This window comes from Paenibacillus algicola (assembly GCF_005577435.1).
Lineage (GTDB): Bacteria > Bacillota > Bacilli > Paenibacillales > Paenibacillaceae > Paenibacillus_AQ > Paenibacillus_AQ algicola.
Window position 1 is genome coordinate 2223741 of the sequence record NZ_CP040396.1, and the last position, 15318, is coordinate 2239058.

Here is a 15318-nt window from a genome sequence, read left to right on the forward strand (position 1 = left end):
CTGAAGAGTCGGCGGATAGGAGGGTCTTGCTATTGAAGACACTGGTCATTGCGGAGAAGCCGGATATGGGCAGAAATATCGCTGCGGTCATGGAGCCGCGAGCAAAGAATAACCGGACATATATCGAAGGAGAGCAGTATATCATTACCTGGGCGATCGGCCACTTGGTTGGACTGGCAGAGCCGGATGCCTATGATCCCAAATACAAACGCTGGAATATCAAGGATCTGCCGATTATTCCGGAGTCCTTCAAGATTGTTCCAAACCCCAAAACCAAGGATCAGCTTAAGGTCATCGGTGAACTGGCGAAGAAGTGCAACCAGATTATTAACGCCTGTGATGCAGGGCGGGAAGGGCAGTACATTTTTGCACTCATTCAGCAGCAGTTGAAGCTTAAGCAGCCGGTTAAACGCCTGTGGATCTCGGATCTGACACCAGAGAGTATTGCGAATGGCTTCAAAGGGCTAAAGGACGGGGCGGAATTTGATAATTTAACGAAGGCGGCACGGGCACGGAGCGAGGCAGATTGGCTGATCGGGATGAATGCATCCCGGGCGTTCACAACGAAGCATCAGACCCTGCTGTCTGTAGGCAGAGTACAGACTCCGGTGCTGGCGTTAATCTATGACCGGCAGAAGGAAATTGAAGCCTTTGAATCTCAAACCTTTTATGAAGTAAAGGCGGCTTTTTCTCAAGGCACGCTGCAGTACACCGGGGTCTGGCAAGGAGACCGTTTGACCTCCAAAGAGCTTGCGGAGGACATTGCCGCTCGCGTACAAGGCCGAATAGGCCGTATTGCTTCTTATGAGGTTAAGGACACGCGGGATTATCCCTTCAAGCTCTACGACCTGACACTGCTTCAACGGGAGGCAAATGCGAAGCTGGGCTTCTCAGCCAAAAAAACACTGGATATTGCTCAGGCATTGTACGAGCGGCACAAGGTTATCTCTTATCCTCGTACGAACTCCAACTATGTGACGGAGCAGAACATCGAGCCGATGCACAAGGCGTTAAATATGCTGAAAGCTACAGCTTATCAAGCCATGGCGGAGAATGCGGATCCATCCCGGGTGCATAAGAATAATAAATCTATATGCAATCCGCAGCGGGTCGAGGATCACCATGCCATTCTTCCGACCCTGAAGAAGCCAGGAACATTAAGCAAGGAAGAGCAGCAGCTGTATGACCTGATCATCATCCGCTTCTTATCACAATTTTACCCTCCGGCAGAATATAAACAGCATACGGTCATTACGCAAGTGGAGCGCGATGCTTTTAAGACCAGCATCAAGGAGCTTGTCTCCCTAGGGTGGAAGGTACTGATTCAGCAGGATGCAGAGCGAAAGCCAGCGCGTTCATCAAAGAAAGCTAAGGACGATGAGGAAGAAGAAACACAGGAATGGAGCGGCAAATCATTCGGTCTAGAAGAAGACAAGCCGGTGCAATGTGTGCAGAGCGAAGCGAAGGAGAAGGCGACACAGCCTCCAAAAAGCTTTACGGAAGGAACCCTATTGAAGGCCATGGAGAGCGCCGGCAAAAGCATGGAAAATGAAGAGCTGCGCGATATTATGAAGGATAGCGGCCTCGGCACGCCGGCAACACGAGCAGCTACGATCGAACGGCTGAAGAAGGTTGGCTACATTACGATGCAGGGGAAAAAGATTACCGTGACGCAAAAGGGCAGATCCGCTATTGAGCTGATCCGTCACGCCGGCGTTGAACTGCTGGCTTCCCCGGAAATGACCGGACAATGGGAGCGCCGATTAAATCAGATCTCTAAAGGCGAGGCTTCCTCCGAGCAATTTATGAGCAATGTGCAGCGCTTTGCGGTATCCATCATTCAGAAGGTGTCCACGCAGCAGGCAGCGCCGCCTTCCATGTTTGGAGATGAGAACAGCCCAAGCTCACCGCGCACCGGGAAGCGAAGTGAGGGTCCTACAGGGACGCGGACCAAGGCAGCTTCAGGCACAGCGGGATCCTCTAAAGCTGCGAAGACGGGGCGAACATCATCAGCAGCCTCCGCCGTGGACACGAGAGTGAAGACGACGTTAGGCAGTTGTCCTGTTGAGGGCTGCGGCGGACACATTATTGAGGGACGCAAAGGCTATGGCTGCTCCAGCTTTAAATCCGGCTGTACATTTGTCATCTGGAAGGAGTTTGCCGGCAAAACGATCTCACAGGCAATGCTGAAATCACTCCTGAGCCAGGGGCGAACACAGCTCTTGTCCTTTAAGGATGAGCGGGGCCATCCCTTTAAAGCGAGAATTGTGCAGCAGCGTCCCGACAGCGGACAGCTTCGGGTGGAGCGGGAGCAAGGATCATGAAGCAGCACGTTTATCAAATGTCAAACAGGCAGAAGGCGCTCTCTATTAGAGTGCCTTCTGCCTGTTTGTAGTGAGGAAATTAAAGGGAGGTCTGTGTGAGATGGCTCGTAATAATTTCTGGCACCTCTGTCAGGGCCTCCACGGTGTATAAAATATTGTGGGGCTGCTTCTTTAACTCCACCATATTGTACTGCCATTCCGTTTCCTGCTTCAAATAAATGGTGTTAATGCCTGCCGTCAAAGCCGGCATAACATCCGTACGCAGGGAGTTGCCGACCATCCAGGTACGGGTGCGCTCGAAGCTTCGCATCTGGAGAATTTCCTCCAGGGCATGAATATTTTTGTGCTGACGAATGTAGATCCGGTCGTCAAAATACTGGAAAAGCTTCATCTGCTGAATCTTGCGCTGCTGAATCTTTGTCTCTCCTCCTGTGTACAAGTAGAGGTGATGACCGGATTCCTGCAAAGCGTTCAGCGTTTCGACCATCCCGGGATAGGCCTCAACCTCCTGATCGTAGACGCTCAGTCCCAGCTGATACAGCTCCTGCTCCTCTGAGGTGACCGGCGTTCTGCGGTGCCGCTTGCTGAAGAAGCGATAAGTGGCAATCAGCGATTCCGGAAAGTTGCTGCTGGCAAAGCCCAGCTTGTTAATCCCCTCGACATCAATTTCGATCTGCTTGGAACGCACTTCCTCTGTGGTCACGCCGTAATCCCGAAACCAGTCTGTGATCTGCTCGAAGTAGGCGGCCAGAATCAAATCAAAATACTTATTGCAATGAATTAACGTATCATCCATGTCAAAAATAATATGCTGGTTCATGCTGTTCATGCTCTCACTCCTCACAACATCTCTCTCTAGTATACCGCTATTAGGTTAACCGCATGTAAGATTCCAGAAACATTTGCAGCTCCGCGGCTCCATCCGGTCTTAAGCTAAAACGGCCATTCTCATCGGTAGTATCAACATGAGAACGCAGCAGTCCTGCTGCTCTCAGAATAACCAGATGATGAAGCAGCCTTTCGTCGGATAAGGCCAGGTGCTTTCCGATTTCGCCGACGGTCTTGGGCTCATGCGCCACAAATCGCAGCAGGCGGAGACGTTCCGGATGGGCGAGGGCGTCGGTCATGCGAAGCAGCACCATCGGCGGGTCGTCCTCATTGTCCTCTGGCACATCGACCGGATACTGAATCAGCAGCAGGTTTTCATAAAAGCAGTATGTATTAATGGGACGAAAATGAACACCCGGAAACAAAATGACGCTCGTGACAGGCAAATTGTCAAGAATTACGCCGCCGGTTGCATATTCAACCAGGCTCTCCGGCTCCATCTTGCTTAGCAAAATACTCTTTTCTTGAGCATCCTCTTCCAGCAGAAGGCGGTATTCATGTTCAGCCTCTTGAAAATAATGATGGTACCATAGGCGCATCAGGGCAGGATAAGTATCAATCACGCGCTGCAGCTCATCCTGAGACAGGACGGGCATATAGGTTATCAGGCGAGAATACAGCTCTTCCACAGGGGTGCTGTCCAGCCAATCCAGGAACGCCGCGGGCTGATCGTCCATATGAGGGTCGCGTAGCATAATCAGGGCGTACAGAACATCGAAATCTAGAAACGGGCAGTTACGGGCTTCATTCAGCTTAGACTTGACCTCTTCAGGAAGACGCTGATCCAGATCCTGCATAAATGAAGGGCCGATGTCGAGATTGTCCGTCCACTTCTTGGTTACATAGATCATAAAGCTGCTGAGGCATTCATAGACCACCGATACATCAACGCTTACTTTGTACTTCATAAACTAAAGTACCCTCCTGATAAATGACATTATTTTATTATGGCTTGTAAGGAATAGGCTTGTCTACTATAATGTTTCTTTGGCTTTTTTTATTTTAAGGCTAAGAACACAAATGTACAGCATACGCTGGAAGGGGAATATCCTGAAATGTCAATGACCCGCACGGTCAGTCAGAATTCAACACACTATATCATTCTCATCGCTGTCATTATTGCGGCGGGAATTAGCCAGGGACTGCTGCTGCCAGTACTGGCTATATTTTTGGAACGCATGGGTGTCTCCTCCGGGATGAACGGCCTGAACGCGGCTGCTCTGTATGTCGGCTCCTTCGGCATGACCCTCGTAGCTGAACGGATTCTCGGAAGACTAGGCTTCAAAAAACTGATTATCGGCGGGCTTCTGCTCGTGATGGCAGCACTTATGGCATTTCCGTTGTTTCCAAGCCTGGGTCTGTGGTTCGTTCTGCGAATTCTGGTCGGTGTTGGCGACAGTGCCCTTCACTACGCCTCTCAGCTATGGGTGCTGATGATGTCCACGGACCGCAACCGCGGCAGAAGCATTTCCATATACGGAATGTCTTATGGCATCGGCTTCAGCATCGGTCCGCTGGGAATTAATCTTTTGAATTACGGCACAGCGGTACCCTTCTTCGCACTGGCTGCCTTGTATGCTGCCCTGCTCGTGGTGGTTCTGCTTAGATTGCCGGATGCACGTCCGGAGAAGCACTCAGGCAGCGCCGCCGAAACCAGAGGAAGATACCGTTTAAGCTACCGGCTTGCCTGGTTTGCACTTATTCCCGCCTTTTTGTACGGATATATGGAGGCGGGCCTGCATAGTAACTTCCCGGTTTACGGGCTTCGTAGCGGCTTTACGCTGGAGCAGATTTCGTCCCTGCTTCCTTTTATCGGCATTGGTGGACTGATCCTGCAGCTTCCGCTAGGCATCTGGAGTGACCGATTCGGCAGAAAAAGAGTGCTTACGCTTTCCGGCTTCATTGGCGGAATCAGCTTTCTGCTCATTCCGTTCGCGGGAACGAACTTTTGGATGGTTTTGATTCTTCTTACCCTTGCCGGGGGCATGGTAGGATCATTCTTCTCGCTTGGTCTCGCCTATGCAGCGGATATCTTGCCGAGGGCCATACTTCCGGCAGCGAATGTTGTCGCTTCCTTCCATTTTAACATGGGAAGCATCCTCGGGCCGAATATAGGAGGAGCGGTCATGCAGACCGGCTGGATCGGCGGCGTGTTTGTTCTGCTGGGGCTGTTTTATCTGATCTTTTCCAGCCTTAGCCCTTGGTTTAAAGGAAGCCCGTTCAAGCTATAGGGAACATGTGTTCTCATGGCAATTAAGGGTAGTTTCTTCTAAACTAGAGGTATGGAATGTAACGCGACGGGAGAGAGACAAATGATAAAAGTGGATCGCCTGATCAAGAAAATTGTCACCGAGCCCAAGCCGGTGCTAAAAGATATAAGCTTTCAAATGGAGCCAGGAGAAATGATCGGCCTGATCGGCGGCAGCGGCAGCGGGAAGAGTCTGCTGCTCAGCTGTCTGGCACTGCGCCAAAAATGGGACGGCGGACGCTTTCTCATTGACGGAGAGGATGTGCTTAAGGCTGGCGGCCGGCGCAGAATCCGCCGGGAGTGGGCTTATCTGGAGCAAAATCCGGAGCTGAACCGCAACCGTACAGCCCTAAAAAATGTTCTGGTAGGACAGTCCAGCCAAACGCCGCTGTGGCGCATGATCACCGGTATGGTCCGCTCGGATGATTATATGGGAGCGATGGATACGATTGAGCATTTAGGTTTGCTGGACAAGGCCAAACGCAAGACAGGAGAGCTGAGTGGTGGCGAGAAGCAAAGAATTGCGATTGCACGGGCGCTCGTCCATGGTGCGAAGGTCATTCTCGCAGATGAGCCGGTTATGGGCCTTGATCCAAAGTCAGCCGAGCATGTCCTGCAAACGCTGCGTTCTCTGTGCGAAGAGGAGCGCCTAACCGTCATCGCAGTGATCCCGCTGGAGCTTGCTGAGAAATATTGTACTCGCATACTGGGTCTTGCCGGCGGGGAGATTGCCGTAGATGTGACCGGAAGACGTCTTACCCACGGTGAAAAAAGCAGACTGTAATTTAAGTGTATTCTCAGGAACAGGTACGTTATAGAAAGGTGATGCATGGAACATTGAAATGGATAAAGCAGACGACAGCCGGTCTAATGGCGCTTCTGCTCAGCGGATGCAGCTTTATTAGCGACCCGGTATCGCTCATGACGACACCGGATCTGCCTGCTGATAAGGCGACGCTGATGGGGGCTGTCAGCTCGGCTCTGAGTGCCAAAGGCTCTGAGAAGGGGGATATTATTCGTCCCCGCCGCGATCCGGATCCCAGCTCGATTCGAATCGAGGATTTGAACGGTGACGGTGTCATGGAGGCCGTGGTGTTCTACAAGACTCCGAATCAAGAGGTGCAGATTCACGGCATGATTATGCAGGAGCAAGGCAGCTCATGGGTGAAAAAACTGGATTTTGACGGAGAAGGGACTGTTCTTGAATCCTTCGAGCTCATTGATATTACGAATGACGGCAAGCTGGATATTGTCGCAGGGTTCTCCAGAGGACAGGAGGAGCTGCAAAACGGTCTGGCTGTATACAGCTTCACAGGAGACTCACTTCGCAAAATTTTGACAATTCCATTCACGCAGGTGGAGATTACTGACCTTAACGGTGACCGGGTGGATGAGCTTACCGTCGTCTCGCTGCAGCGATATGAGCTGTCCTTTATTGCAACGTATCAGTATGACAGCAGTGAAGATGATTTCAAGGAGCTCTCGAAGCTGGACCTAGGCCAAAACATTGAGAGTTATTACAATATTGTCTCAGGAAACGTGTCGAAGGACAAAGAAGGAGTCATTCTGGATACGACGATTGTGTCCAATTCCTCTACCTCCAAGATGATTGTGATGGAGAATGGCGAACTGATTGATGTGCTGAAGGAGGATGCAGCGTATAAAGAGCTGCCTGTGCTCAGCCAGGATGTAAATGGTGATGGAATTCTGGAAATCGGACTGCTGGAGGAGCCCGCAGGCTGGAAGGATGCCCGATATGAGGATATTCCGTTTCTCAGCTCTTACTATCAATGGGATGGCGAGACAAGGCTGGCCAGCAAGAAAGAGGGCTTGTCCTTCGTATCACAGCGGTATGAGGATATGGAACGCCGATTTTTTCTGAATTTTCCTGTCGAATGGTATAACCTGATTACGATTGATCCTGCATCGGACAAAGATGAGTATCTGCGTTTTGTGATGACGAATACCGGCAAGACCGTAGCGGAAGTGAAGTTTTTCCCGGCTGCAGAGTGGGAGCAGGAGAAGCAGGAATGGAAGCTGCTGGTCAAGGACGACGATCAGATTATTGGCTATAAAGGGGACATGAAGCTGATTAAAAATGAGAAAAAGGCCAGCAGCGAGGTTGCGCCTATTGAGAGAAAGGGGAATTAACCATTGAGCAAAGTTCTCATATTGGAAGATGAAGAATCCATCCGCAGCTTTATTGTGATCAATTTGAAGCGTAACGGTCTGGAGGTTCTGGAAGCGGGAGACGGAAATGAAGCGCTGCATCTGCTGCAGACTGTACCGGACATTGATATTGCGCTTCTCGATGTGATGGTGCCTGGCATTGACGGGTTTGAGGTATGCCGCAGAATCCGCGAAGCGAATGAGCGAATCGGGATTATTTTCCTCACAGCCAAGGTGCAGGAGCAGGATAAGGTATACGCGCTTTCGGTCGGCGCCGACGATCATGTCAGCAAGCCGTTCAGTCCGACCGAGCTGATCGCGAGGCTGCAGTCACTCCTTCGCCGTGTCAATGTACAGCGTGCCGGAAGCGCCAAGGTTAGCTTTCAGTCGGGGCCGTTTACGCTGGACCTCATATCCAAGCTGTTTAAGAAGAACGGCAAGACGCTGGAGCTGACGCCGACTGAATTCTCTCTGGTGCAGTTTTTCCTGGAAAAGGAGAATACGCCGCTGAGCCGGGACGTGCTGCTGGATCATGTATGGGGCAAGGAATATATGGGCGATCCCAAAATTGTGGACGTGAACATCCGCAGATTACGCCAGAAAATTGAAGACAATCCTTCCGAGCCGGAGTTCCTGCAAACGGTATGGGGACATGGCTACAAGTGGAAGGGTAAGGGCCAATGATCAAAAAAGGGATCCGGCGGGAGATCGTGGTTCACTACTTTCTGGTAGTGTTTATGGCGCTCCTGCTGGTCGAGGTTATATTTCTTTTGGCGGTAAGGACTTATTACTATGACAGTGTCTACAGCCATATCGCCTCCCATATCGTGCTAGCGGATGAATATTATCAAACCTATGCGCTGCGGGATAAAAATACATCGATCATCAATCAGGTCATTTCCTACTTCGAGCTATACGGGACAGAGCTGCAGGTGCTGAATCTCGATGGAAGAATACTTTCCAGCTCTAATGATTTTGATACGGATAATGTGATTCAGACCAGTGATGTGACCCAGGCGCTGGCCGGTGAAACGAGCCGGTGGGTAGGGAAACAGCCCGGAACGAATCAGATTGTCATGTCCGTCTCCAAAACCTTGAAAAACGCAGGTGAGAATCAATACATACTTCGCTATGTAACCTCACTGGAGAAGATCAACGACAAGCTGCTGAATCTCACGATGCTGTCCATTCTGATCGGAACTGCCGTGCTGGCTACCGTGCTGGCCTTCAGTATTGGCTTGGCGAACTCGATTGTTAAGCCCATTAACAATATTCGTGCTGTGTCTGCTCAGATGGCAAAGGGGCGCTTCAACGTACGGGTAAAGGGCGATTACAAATATGAGCTGGGTGAGCTGGCTTCAACGCTGAATTATATGGCACAAGAAATTGTACGCAGTAACCAGGTCAAGGATGACTTCATATCCTCCATCTCCCATGAGCTTCGGACACCGCTCACGAGCATTAAAGGCTGGAGTGAAACACTCAATTCTGGCGGGTACGATCCCGAAGAGACGCGCATCGGAATGCAGATCATTACGAAGGAAACCGATCGGCTTATCGGCCTCGTAGAAGAAATTCTGGACTTCTCCAAGCTGCAGCAAAACGAGATGAAGCTCGTAACCAGCTCAGTCAATCTGAAAGAGCTGCTGCAGGAAATCATGCTGAATATGTGGGCCAAGGCGGAGAAAAAAGGCATCAAGCTGAATCTGGTCGCGGATTGGAAGCCAGTCATTCAGGGAGATGCCAACCGATTGAAGCAGGTATTCCTCAACCTGGTGGACAATGCCGTCAAATTCTCGCATGAGCACGGCACTGTCGATCTCACCTTTGAGATGGAAGAGGGCTTTGTGGCCGTTGTCGTGCGCGACTATGGCATTGGCATTAGCGAGGAGCATATTCAAAGAGTTAAGGATCGGTTTTTCCAGGTGAACCCTGTCAATGGTGGAACCGGGCTGGGTCTGGCAATTACGCAGCAGCTCGTGGAACTGCATCGCGGGACGCTGCAGATGGCCAGTGAGCTGGGTCAAGGCACTACTGTGACCGTGCGGCTGCCGTTGCTTGAGCCGCAGCCGCAGGACATGTCCGTAAATGATCAGCAGACAGAGATCGAAGCAACGGCTTCTCCGTCACAGCAGGATCATACGTAATCAGGTTTACGCAGAGACAGGAGGAGCCTGTAATGTTCAATAATTCAACAGCATTTATAGAAACCTCATCCGGTGTATTCACGCTGGCCCCGGCGGAAGCAGGGGAAGAGGGCATGATGCTTCAGGTTCTGGTCTCTACCGCGGAGGAGATGGTTCGGCAAGCGCGTCATCAATGGACGCCGGCCTTATTTGATCTCAACCTGATGGAGCAGTACCTGAGCGAAAGATCCGTGTTTCTGCTCAAACATGAGGGGGAGCCTGCTGGCATGTTTACGATCCAGGAGAGCGACCCCTCCTATTGGCAGGATCGGAACGACACCCGTTATCATTATTTACACCGTCTCGCTGTTCTTCCCAGGTATCGGGGCTTCGAGCTGGGGCGTCAGATGATCGCCTTCGCCGAGAGGCGCTCCAGAGAGCAAGGGAAGGCAGGCTTACGCCTGGATTGTGTAACACACCTCCAGGGGTTAAATGATTATTACCTAAGACTAGGCTATCAATTTGTTGCTATGCAAGATATGGGTGGCCGTACGGTTAATTTATATCAGAAGCAGTGGTAGTCCTAATGATCTAAGCTAAAGAGGGTATCAAAAAAGCGATCCGAGTCATCGGATCGCTTTTTGTATAAGGATAATTAAGAAGAGGAGACGTTGGCGCGCAGACGGCCTTTCTCATAGACCTCCAGCAGACGCGCAGGCTGAGTACGAACCGTCGGCTTCGGTGTCACGGTTTCGTGAGGGGCAACGACAACAACATTGCCTAGTGTTCCTTTTACGCTGGCACCGTCTTTAATCACAGCACCTTCGCCAATGATGGCATGCTCGATGTGAACATTTTTCCCGATTTTTGCATTAGGCATAATAATGCTGTCCTTGACGATCGCATTCTTTCCGATCTCAGCGCCGCAGAAAATGACGGACCGCTTCGCTTTACCTTCAAATTGACAGGATTTATGAAGCAGGCTGTCACTGCTGTAATCGTATTGACGACCACTGTGAGCAGACAGCTTTGTGCGCCATGGGCGGGTGTACATAGGCCACTCAGGCTTCTCCAGAACGAGCTCTGTTTGATCCAGAACGTCCATATGAGCTTCCCACAAGCTCTCCACCGTACCCACATCTCTCCAGTAGCCTTTAAACCGGAACGCGTACAGCGGATTCTGCTCGGCCAGCATCTTTGGAATAACATCCTTGCCAAAGTCATGACTGGACTGATGATCCTGTGCATCCTCTTCGAGGTGGCGCTTCAGGTAATCCCATTGGAACAAGTAGATGCCCATTGAGGCCAAATTGCTTTCCGGCTTTTCGGGCTTTTCAGCAAATTCAGTAATTTTCAGATTCTCATCTACACTCATCACGCCAAAACGGCTGGCCTGCTCCCAAGGCACCTCCATCACAGAAATGGTTGCTGAGGCTCCTTGTTCGATATGGCTTTCCAGCATTTCACGGTAGTTCATATGATAAATGTGATCACCGGAGAGAACGAGCACATGCTCCGGATTCTGACCGTCAATGTAAGTCATGTTTTTGTAAATCGCATCTGCCGTTCCCAGGTATTGACCCTGTGGAATCTCGTCAGAGGATAATAGCGCAACTCCACCTGCTTCACTGCGCGTCATACCCCAAGGTGCTCCGTCCCCGATGTGCTCGTGCAGCGAGCTGCTCTCGTATTGTGTCAATACGCCTACGGTATCGATTCCCGAGTTTACACAGTTGCTGAGAGGAAAATCGATAATACGGTAATGGCCCCCAAACGGAACGGCTGGTTTGGCAAGCTTTGAGGTCAGTGGAGCGAGTCGTTTACCTTCTCCTCCGGCCAACAGCATAGCGATGCATTCTTTTCTCTTCATCACGTTTCCCTCCCAAAAATTTTCAACGTAATACATTAATAAACGACTGCTCCAGGGTTTGAAACGATTATATTGAGCAATTTTTATGAAAATTACAAAATAATTTTTCAGTATCATTTTTATTTTCAACATGGTTAAAATGGGGTAATAGTGTTATATTGTTTAACCATAAGATCTATTCTAAAGCAGGTGATAATTTGATCGGTAAAACCTTTTGGGAAGGAAACGCAAGCTTGGAAGCCATGTATTTGTTTCATGAAGGCACTTCGTTTCACAGCTACCGATTTATGGGCGCGCATCCGCGTATAGAAAACGGTCAGGAGGGTGTCCGGTTTACGGTATGGGCTCCGAATGCTTCTCATGTGGGGCTTGCAGGCGATTGGAACGCCTGGGACGGCTCCAAGGATTCATTACATAAGATACCCGAAACGGGCATTTGGACTCGCTTTTTCCCCGGACTTACGGTTGGTACTTTATACAAATATGAAATCACGGGGCCTCATCAAGAAATGTTTCTAAAAGCAGATCCTTATGCGTTTGCCTCCGAGCTCCGCCCGGCTACAGCCTCAGCGGTGACGGATCTTACCGGCTACAAGTGGAGCGATGCAGCTTACCGCCGCAAGAAATCCGCTGGCTACCGCAAGCCGGTCAATATTTACGAAATGCACTTTGGAACCTGGCGCCAGCATGAGGACGGAAGCTTCCTGACATACCGTGAAATGGCAGATCACCTCATTCCTTACTTGCTGGACATGAACTACACGCATGTAGAATTTATGCCCTTGGCGGAGCACCCTTATGATCTATCCTGGGGCTATCAGGGTACCGGGTTTTACTCCTTGACGAGCCGTTACGGCTCCCCACACGATTTCATGTATCTGGTGGATCAGCTGCATCAGGCAGATATCGGGGTATTGCTGGACTGGGTACCTGCGCATTTTGCCAAGGACGCGCATGGCCTGCGTCAGTTTGATGGGGGTCCGCTGTATGAGTATGAAGATCCCTCAAAAGCCGAAAAGCCGGGATGGGGCACACTCTCCTTCGATTATTCCAAGCCAGAAGTGGTTTCATTCCTCATTTCTAACGCTATTTTCTGGATGGAAATGTATCATATTGACGGTCTTCGAGTGGATGCCGTCACAAGCATGATTCGTCTCGATTTTGAGAAGGAAGAGTGGCAATATCATCCCAATGAGCAGGGCACACTGGAGAACCTGGAAGCCATCTCCTTCCTGCAGCAGCTTAACAAGACGGTATTTGAGTACTACCCGAATGCACTTATGATGGCAGAGGAATCCAGTGCTTGGCCTGGTGTAACATCCCCTGCGCACGAAGGCGGACTCGGCTTTAATTACAAATGGAACATGGGCTGGATGAACGATACGCTTTCTTACATAGAAGAAGATTTCGACCAGCGGCCGGGCAAGCATCATCTGCTGACGTTCCCGATCTGCTATGCGTATTCCGAGAACTTTGCGCTTCCCTTTTCCCATGATGAGGTTGTGCATGGCAAGAAATCACTGCTGGACAAATGTCCAGGGTCGTATGAGCAGAAATTTGCCGGACTGCGGGGGCTTCTGGGCTACCAGATGACCCAGCCGGGCAAGAAGCTTCTGTTCATGGGAGGAGAATTCGGCCAGTTTATCGAATGGAAGGATCAGGAGCAGCTGGACTGGCTGCTGCTGGATTATGAAGCCCATCGTCAGCTGCACACCTATACAGCGTCATTGAACAAGCTGTATAAAGAGCAACGCGCGCTATGGGAGCTGGATCATGATCTGGACGGCTTTCAATGGATCTGTGCGGATGATGCGGGGCAGAGCGTAGTCACGTATTTAAGGAAGAGCACCAAGCCAGGCGACACCTTGATCGTGATCATCAACTTTCAGCCTCAGCAGCATGAGCGTTACCGCATCGGCGTTCCGAAGCCGGGACAGTATGAAGAGATTTTTAATTCCGATGACGTGCTGTACGGCGGGGAAGGCCGCAGGAATAATGAGACGTTGAAGACGGACAAGGTCCCATGGCACAATCAGCATCAGAGCCTCGAGGTGATGGTTCCGCCACTAGGCATGCTCGTACTCAAAAAAAAACCGCCTCGTCCCCGTAAAACAACTGCCTCAAGCAAGCCGGGCACGAAGGGGACTACTGCAGCGAACAAGTAGAACACAAACACCACATAAAAATCAGGAGATCAGGGGGAGAGAAACCATGAAGCTGTTATTTGCCGCGGCAGAAGGTGTACCTTTTGTCAAAACAGGCGGACTTGCCGACGTGATTGGGGCTTTGCCCAAAGCGCTGCAAAAGGCCGGTGCTGACATCCGTATCGTGATGCCAAAGTATGGATCCATTTCCGAGGAGTATGTCTCACAGATGGAGCACGTCGGGGAGACCCGGGTGCAGGTAGGCTGGAGACGACAGTTTTGTGGTGTGGAAAAGATCGTGGAGGACGGAATTACGATCTATTTCATCGACAATGAGTATTATTTCAAACGGGATGGAATTTACGGCTATATGGACGATGGCGAACGTTTTTCCTTTTTCAATCGGGCCGTTCTGGAAATGCTGCCGCTTGTCGATTTCATGCCGGATGTCGTTCACTGTCATGACTGGCATGCAGGCATGATCCCGCTGCTGCTGGAGGCAGATTATCGGCATCGAGAGGGCTATGGTAATATCCGCTCTGTATTTACGATCCACAACCTGCTGTACCAAGGTGTATTTCCGTATGAGGTGCTGGTGGATACATTGGGACTGCATAGCCGTTACTTCCATGCTGAAGGTGTCGAGTACTACGGGAATGTGAATTTCCTGAAGGCCGGCATTGTCTATTCTGATCACGTTACAACCGTAAGTCCGACATATGCCCGTGAAATTCAGACCTCGTACTATGGCTATGGTCTCGATGGCATGCTGTCGTCCTGCGGTGACCGTTTAAGCGGCATTGTGAACGGCATCGATACCAAGAGCTATAATCCTGCTACCGATCCTCACATCGCGGTGAAATACCGCAGCAATCTGGGGAAAAAGGTCAAAAACAAGCTGCAGCTGCAGCAGGAGCTGGGCTTACCGGAATCCAGTACTGTTCCATTGATGGCGATGGTCACCCGATTGGTGGACTCCAAAGGACTGGATCTTGTCGTTCGTATTCTGGACGAGCTGTTATATTACGACGATATTCAGATTGTTATTCTGGGTACCGGTGACCCGTCTTATGAGCACTGGTTCCGCGAGGCAGCCATTCGCTTTCCGAATAAATGCTCCGCACAGATCTCCTTCAGTGAGCCCTTGTCCCGCAAGCTGTATGCCGCCAGTGACTTGTTCTTAATGCCATCGAAGTTCGAGCCGTGCGGCATCAGCCAGCTGATTGCGCTTCGTTACGGAAGCATTCCCATCGTTCGTGAAACCGGAGGGCTGAATGATACGGTACAGGCTTATAATGAATTTACCGGCGAGGGTAACGGCTTCTCATTTACGAATTATAATGCCCACGATATGTTGAACACGATCCGCCGAGCGGAAGACATCTACCGGAAGCCGGAGCATTGGAAAAAGGTTACCAAGAACGCTATGTCCGGAGATTACAGCTGGCTGGTGTCCGCAAAGCAATACATGGATATTTATGATCTCATTAACAGCTCAGAGTAAGACGGCATGAATACAAAAACTTCCGAAGCAGGGAAAGGGCGAAAG

General features: G+C 50.6%; 12 protein-coding genes. 9 read left to right on the top strand and 3 right to left on the bottom strand.

What is annotated here, in order from left to right; translation table 11 throughout:
- The first annotated feature begins 32 nt into the window (after positions 1-32).
- Positions 33-2324 carry a type IA DNA topoisomerase gene (locus E6C60_RS10260; protein ID WP_138225770.1) on the top strand — a complete coding sequence of 764 codons (2292 nt, stop codon included), beginning with the start codon at positions 33-35 and terminating at the stop codon, positions 2322-2324.
- Positions 2325-2403: 79 nt separating this feature from the next.
- On the opposite strand, the gene E6C60_RS10265 is transcribed toward E6C60_RS10260, so the two are convergent.
- Together E6C60_RS10265 and E6C60_RS10270 are read right to left on the bottom strand one after the other, a co-directional pair.
- A complete protein-coding gene (locus E6C60_RS10265; RefSeq protein ID WP_138225771.1) occupies positions 2404-3153 on the bottom strand; it encodes an HAD family hydrolase in 750 nt (249 codons plus the stop codon).
- A 40-nt stretch (positions 3154-3193) separates the two neighbouring features.
- The gene (locus E6C60_RS10270) at positions 3194-4120 is read right to left on the bottom strand and encodes an ArsR/SmtB family transcription factor (RefSeq protein ID WP_138225772.1); all 927 of its coding nucleotides are present in this window, start codon (positions 4118-4120) and stop codon (positions 3194-3196) included.
- 147 nt (positions 4121-4267) lie between these two features.
- On the opposite strand from E6C60_RS10270, the gene E6C60_RS10275 reads away from it, so the two are divergent.
- From E6C60_RS10275 to E6C60_RS10300, 6 genes are all read left to right on the top strand, one after another.
- Complete coding sequence (locus E6C60_RS10275; RefSeq protein WP_138225773.1) at positions 4268-5443, top strand: MFS transporter; 1176 nt, start codon at positions 4268-4270, stop codon at positions 5441-5443.
- 81 nt (positions 5444-5524) lie between these two features.
- Positions 5525-6244, top strand: a complete 720-nt coding sequence (locus tag E6C60_RS10280) for a phosphonate ABC transporter ATP-binding protein (protein WP_138225774.1) — start codon at positions 5525-5527, stop codon at positions 6242-6244.
- A 53-nt stretch (positions 6245-6297) separates the two neighbouring features.
- Complete coding sequence (locus tag E6C60_RS10285; RefSeq protein ID WP_233281196.1) at positions 6298-7611, top strand: hypothetical protein; 1314 nt, start codon at positions 6298-6300, stop codon at positions 7609-7611.
- A 3-nt stretch (positions 7612-7614) separates the two neighbouring features.
- Positions 7615-8313: a response regulator transcription factor gene (locus E6C60_RS10290; RefSeq protein WP_138225775.1), complete on the top strand. Its 699-nt coding sequence runs from the start codon at positions 7615-7617 to the stop codon at positions 8311-8313.
- On the top strand, positions 8310-9776 hold the full coding sequence (locus E6C60_RS10295; RefSeq protein WP_138225776.1) for a sensor histidine kinase: 1467 nt from the start codon (positions 8310-8312) through the stop codon (positions 9774-9776). Before E6C60_RS10290 ends, E6C60_RS10295 begins: the two co-directional genes overlap by 4 nt.
- Before the next feature lie 32 nt (positions 9777-9808).
- Positions 9809-10336, top strand: coding sequence for a GNAT family N-acetyltransferase (locus tag E6C60_RS10300; protein WP_138225777.1), 528 nt, complete (start codon positions 9809-9811; stop codon positions 10334-10336).
- A 74-nt stretch (positions 10337-10410) separates the two neighbouring features.
- Here the strand turns inward: E6C60_RS10300 and E6C60_RS10305 are convergent, their stop codons facing one another.
- Entirely contained in the window at positions 10411-11625 is a 1215-nt protein-coding gene (locus E6C60_RS10305; protein WP_138225778.1) for a glucose-1-phosphate adenylyltransferase, read from the bottom strand.
- 242 nt (positions 11626-11867) lie between these two features.
- Here E6C60_RS10305 and glgB point away from each other — a divergent pair, with 242 nt between their 5' ends.
- Together glgB and glgA are read left to right on the top strand one after the other, a co-directional pair.
- Complete coding sequence (gene glgB, locus E6C60_RS10310; protein WP_138227736.1) at positions 11868-13790, top strand: 1,4-alpha-glucan branching protein GlgB; 1923 nt, start codon at positions 11868-11870, stop codon at positions 13788-13790.
- Positions 13791-13836: 46 nt separating this feature from the next.
- Entirely contained in the window at positions 13837-15273 is a 1437-nt protein-coding gene (gene glgA, locus E6C60_RS10315) for a glycogen synthase GlgA (RefSeq protein ID WP_138225779.1), read from the top strand.
- Positions 15274-15318 lie beyond the last annotated feature (45 nt).

What these genes read in the sequence shown, in the direction of transcription:
- E6C60_RS10265 (WP_138225771.1), bottom strand. Translation starts at nt 3,153, where the DNA reads ATGAACAGCATGAACCAGCATATTATTTTTGACATGGATGATACGTTA.
- E6C60_RS10300 (WP_138225777.1), top strand. Translation starts at nt 9,809, where the DNA reads ATGTTCAATAATTCAACAGCATTTATAGAAACCTCATCCGGTGTATTC.
- glgA (WP_138225779.1), top strand. Translation starts at nt 13,837, where the DNA reads ATGAAGCTGTTATTTGCCGCGGCAGAAGGTGTACCTTTTGTCAAAACA.
- E6C60_RS10305 (WP_138225778.1), bottom strand. Translation starts at nt 11,625, where the DNA reads ATGAAGAGAAAAGAATGCATCGCTATGCTGTTGGCCGGAGGAGAAGGT.
- E6C60_RS10270 (WP_138225772.1), bottom strand. Translation starts at nt 4,120, where the DNA reads ATGAAGTACAAAGTAAGCGTTGATGTATCGGTGGTCTATGAATGCCTC.
- glgB (WP_138227736.1), top strand. Translation starts at nt 11,868, where the DNA reads ATGTATTTGTTTCATGAAGGCACTTCGTTTCACAGCTACCGATTTATG.
- E6C60_RS10280 (WP_138225774.1), top strand. Translation starts at nt 5,525, where the DNA reads ATGATAAAAGTGGATCGCCTGATCAAGAAAATTGTCACCGAGCCCAAG.
- E6C60_RS10275 (WP_138225773.1), top strand. Translation starts at nt 4,268, where the DNA reads ATGTCAATGACCCGCACGGTCAGTCAGAATTCAACACACTATATCATT.
- E6C60_RS10295 (WP_138225776.1), top strand. Translation starts at nt 8,310, where the DNA reads ATGATCAAAAAAGGGATCCGGCGGGAGATCGTGGTTCACTACTTTCTG.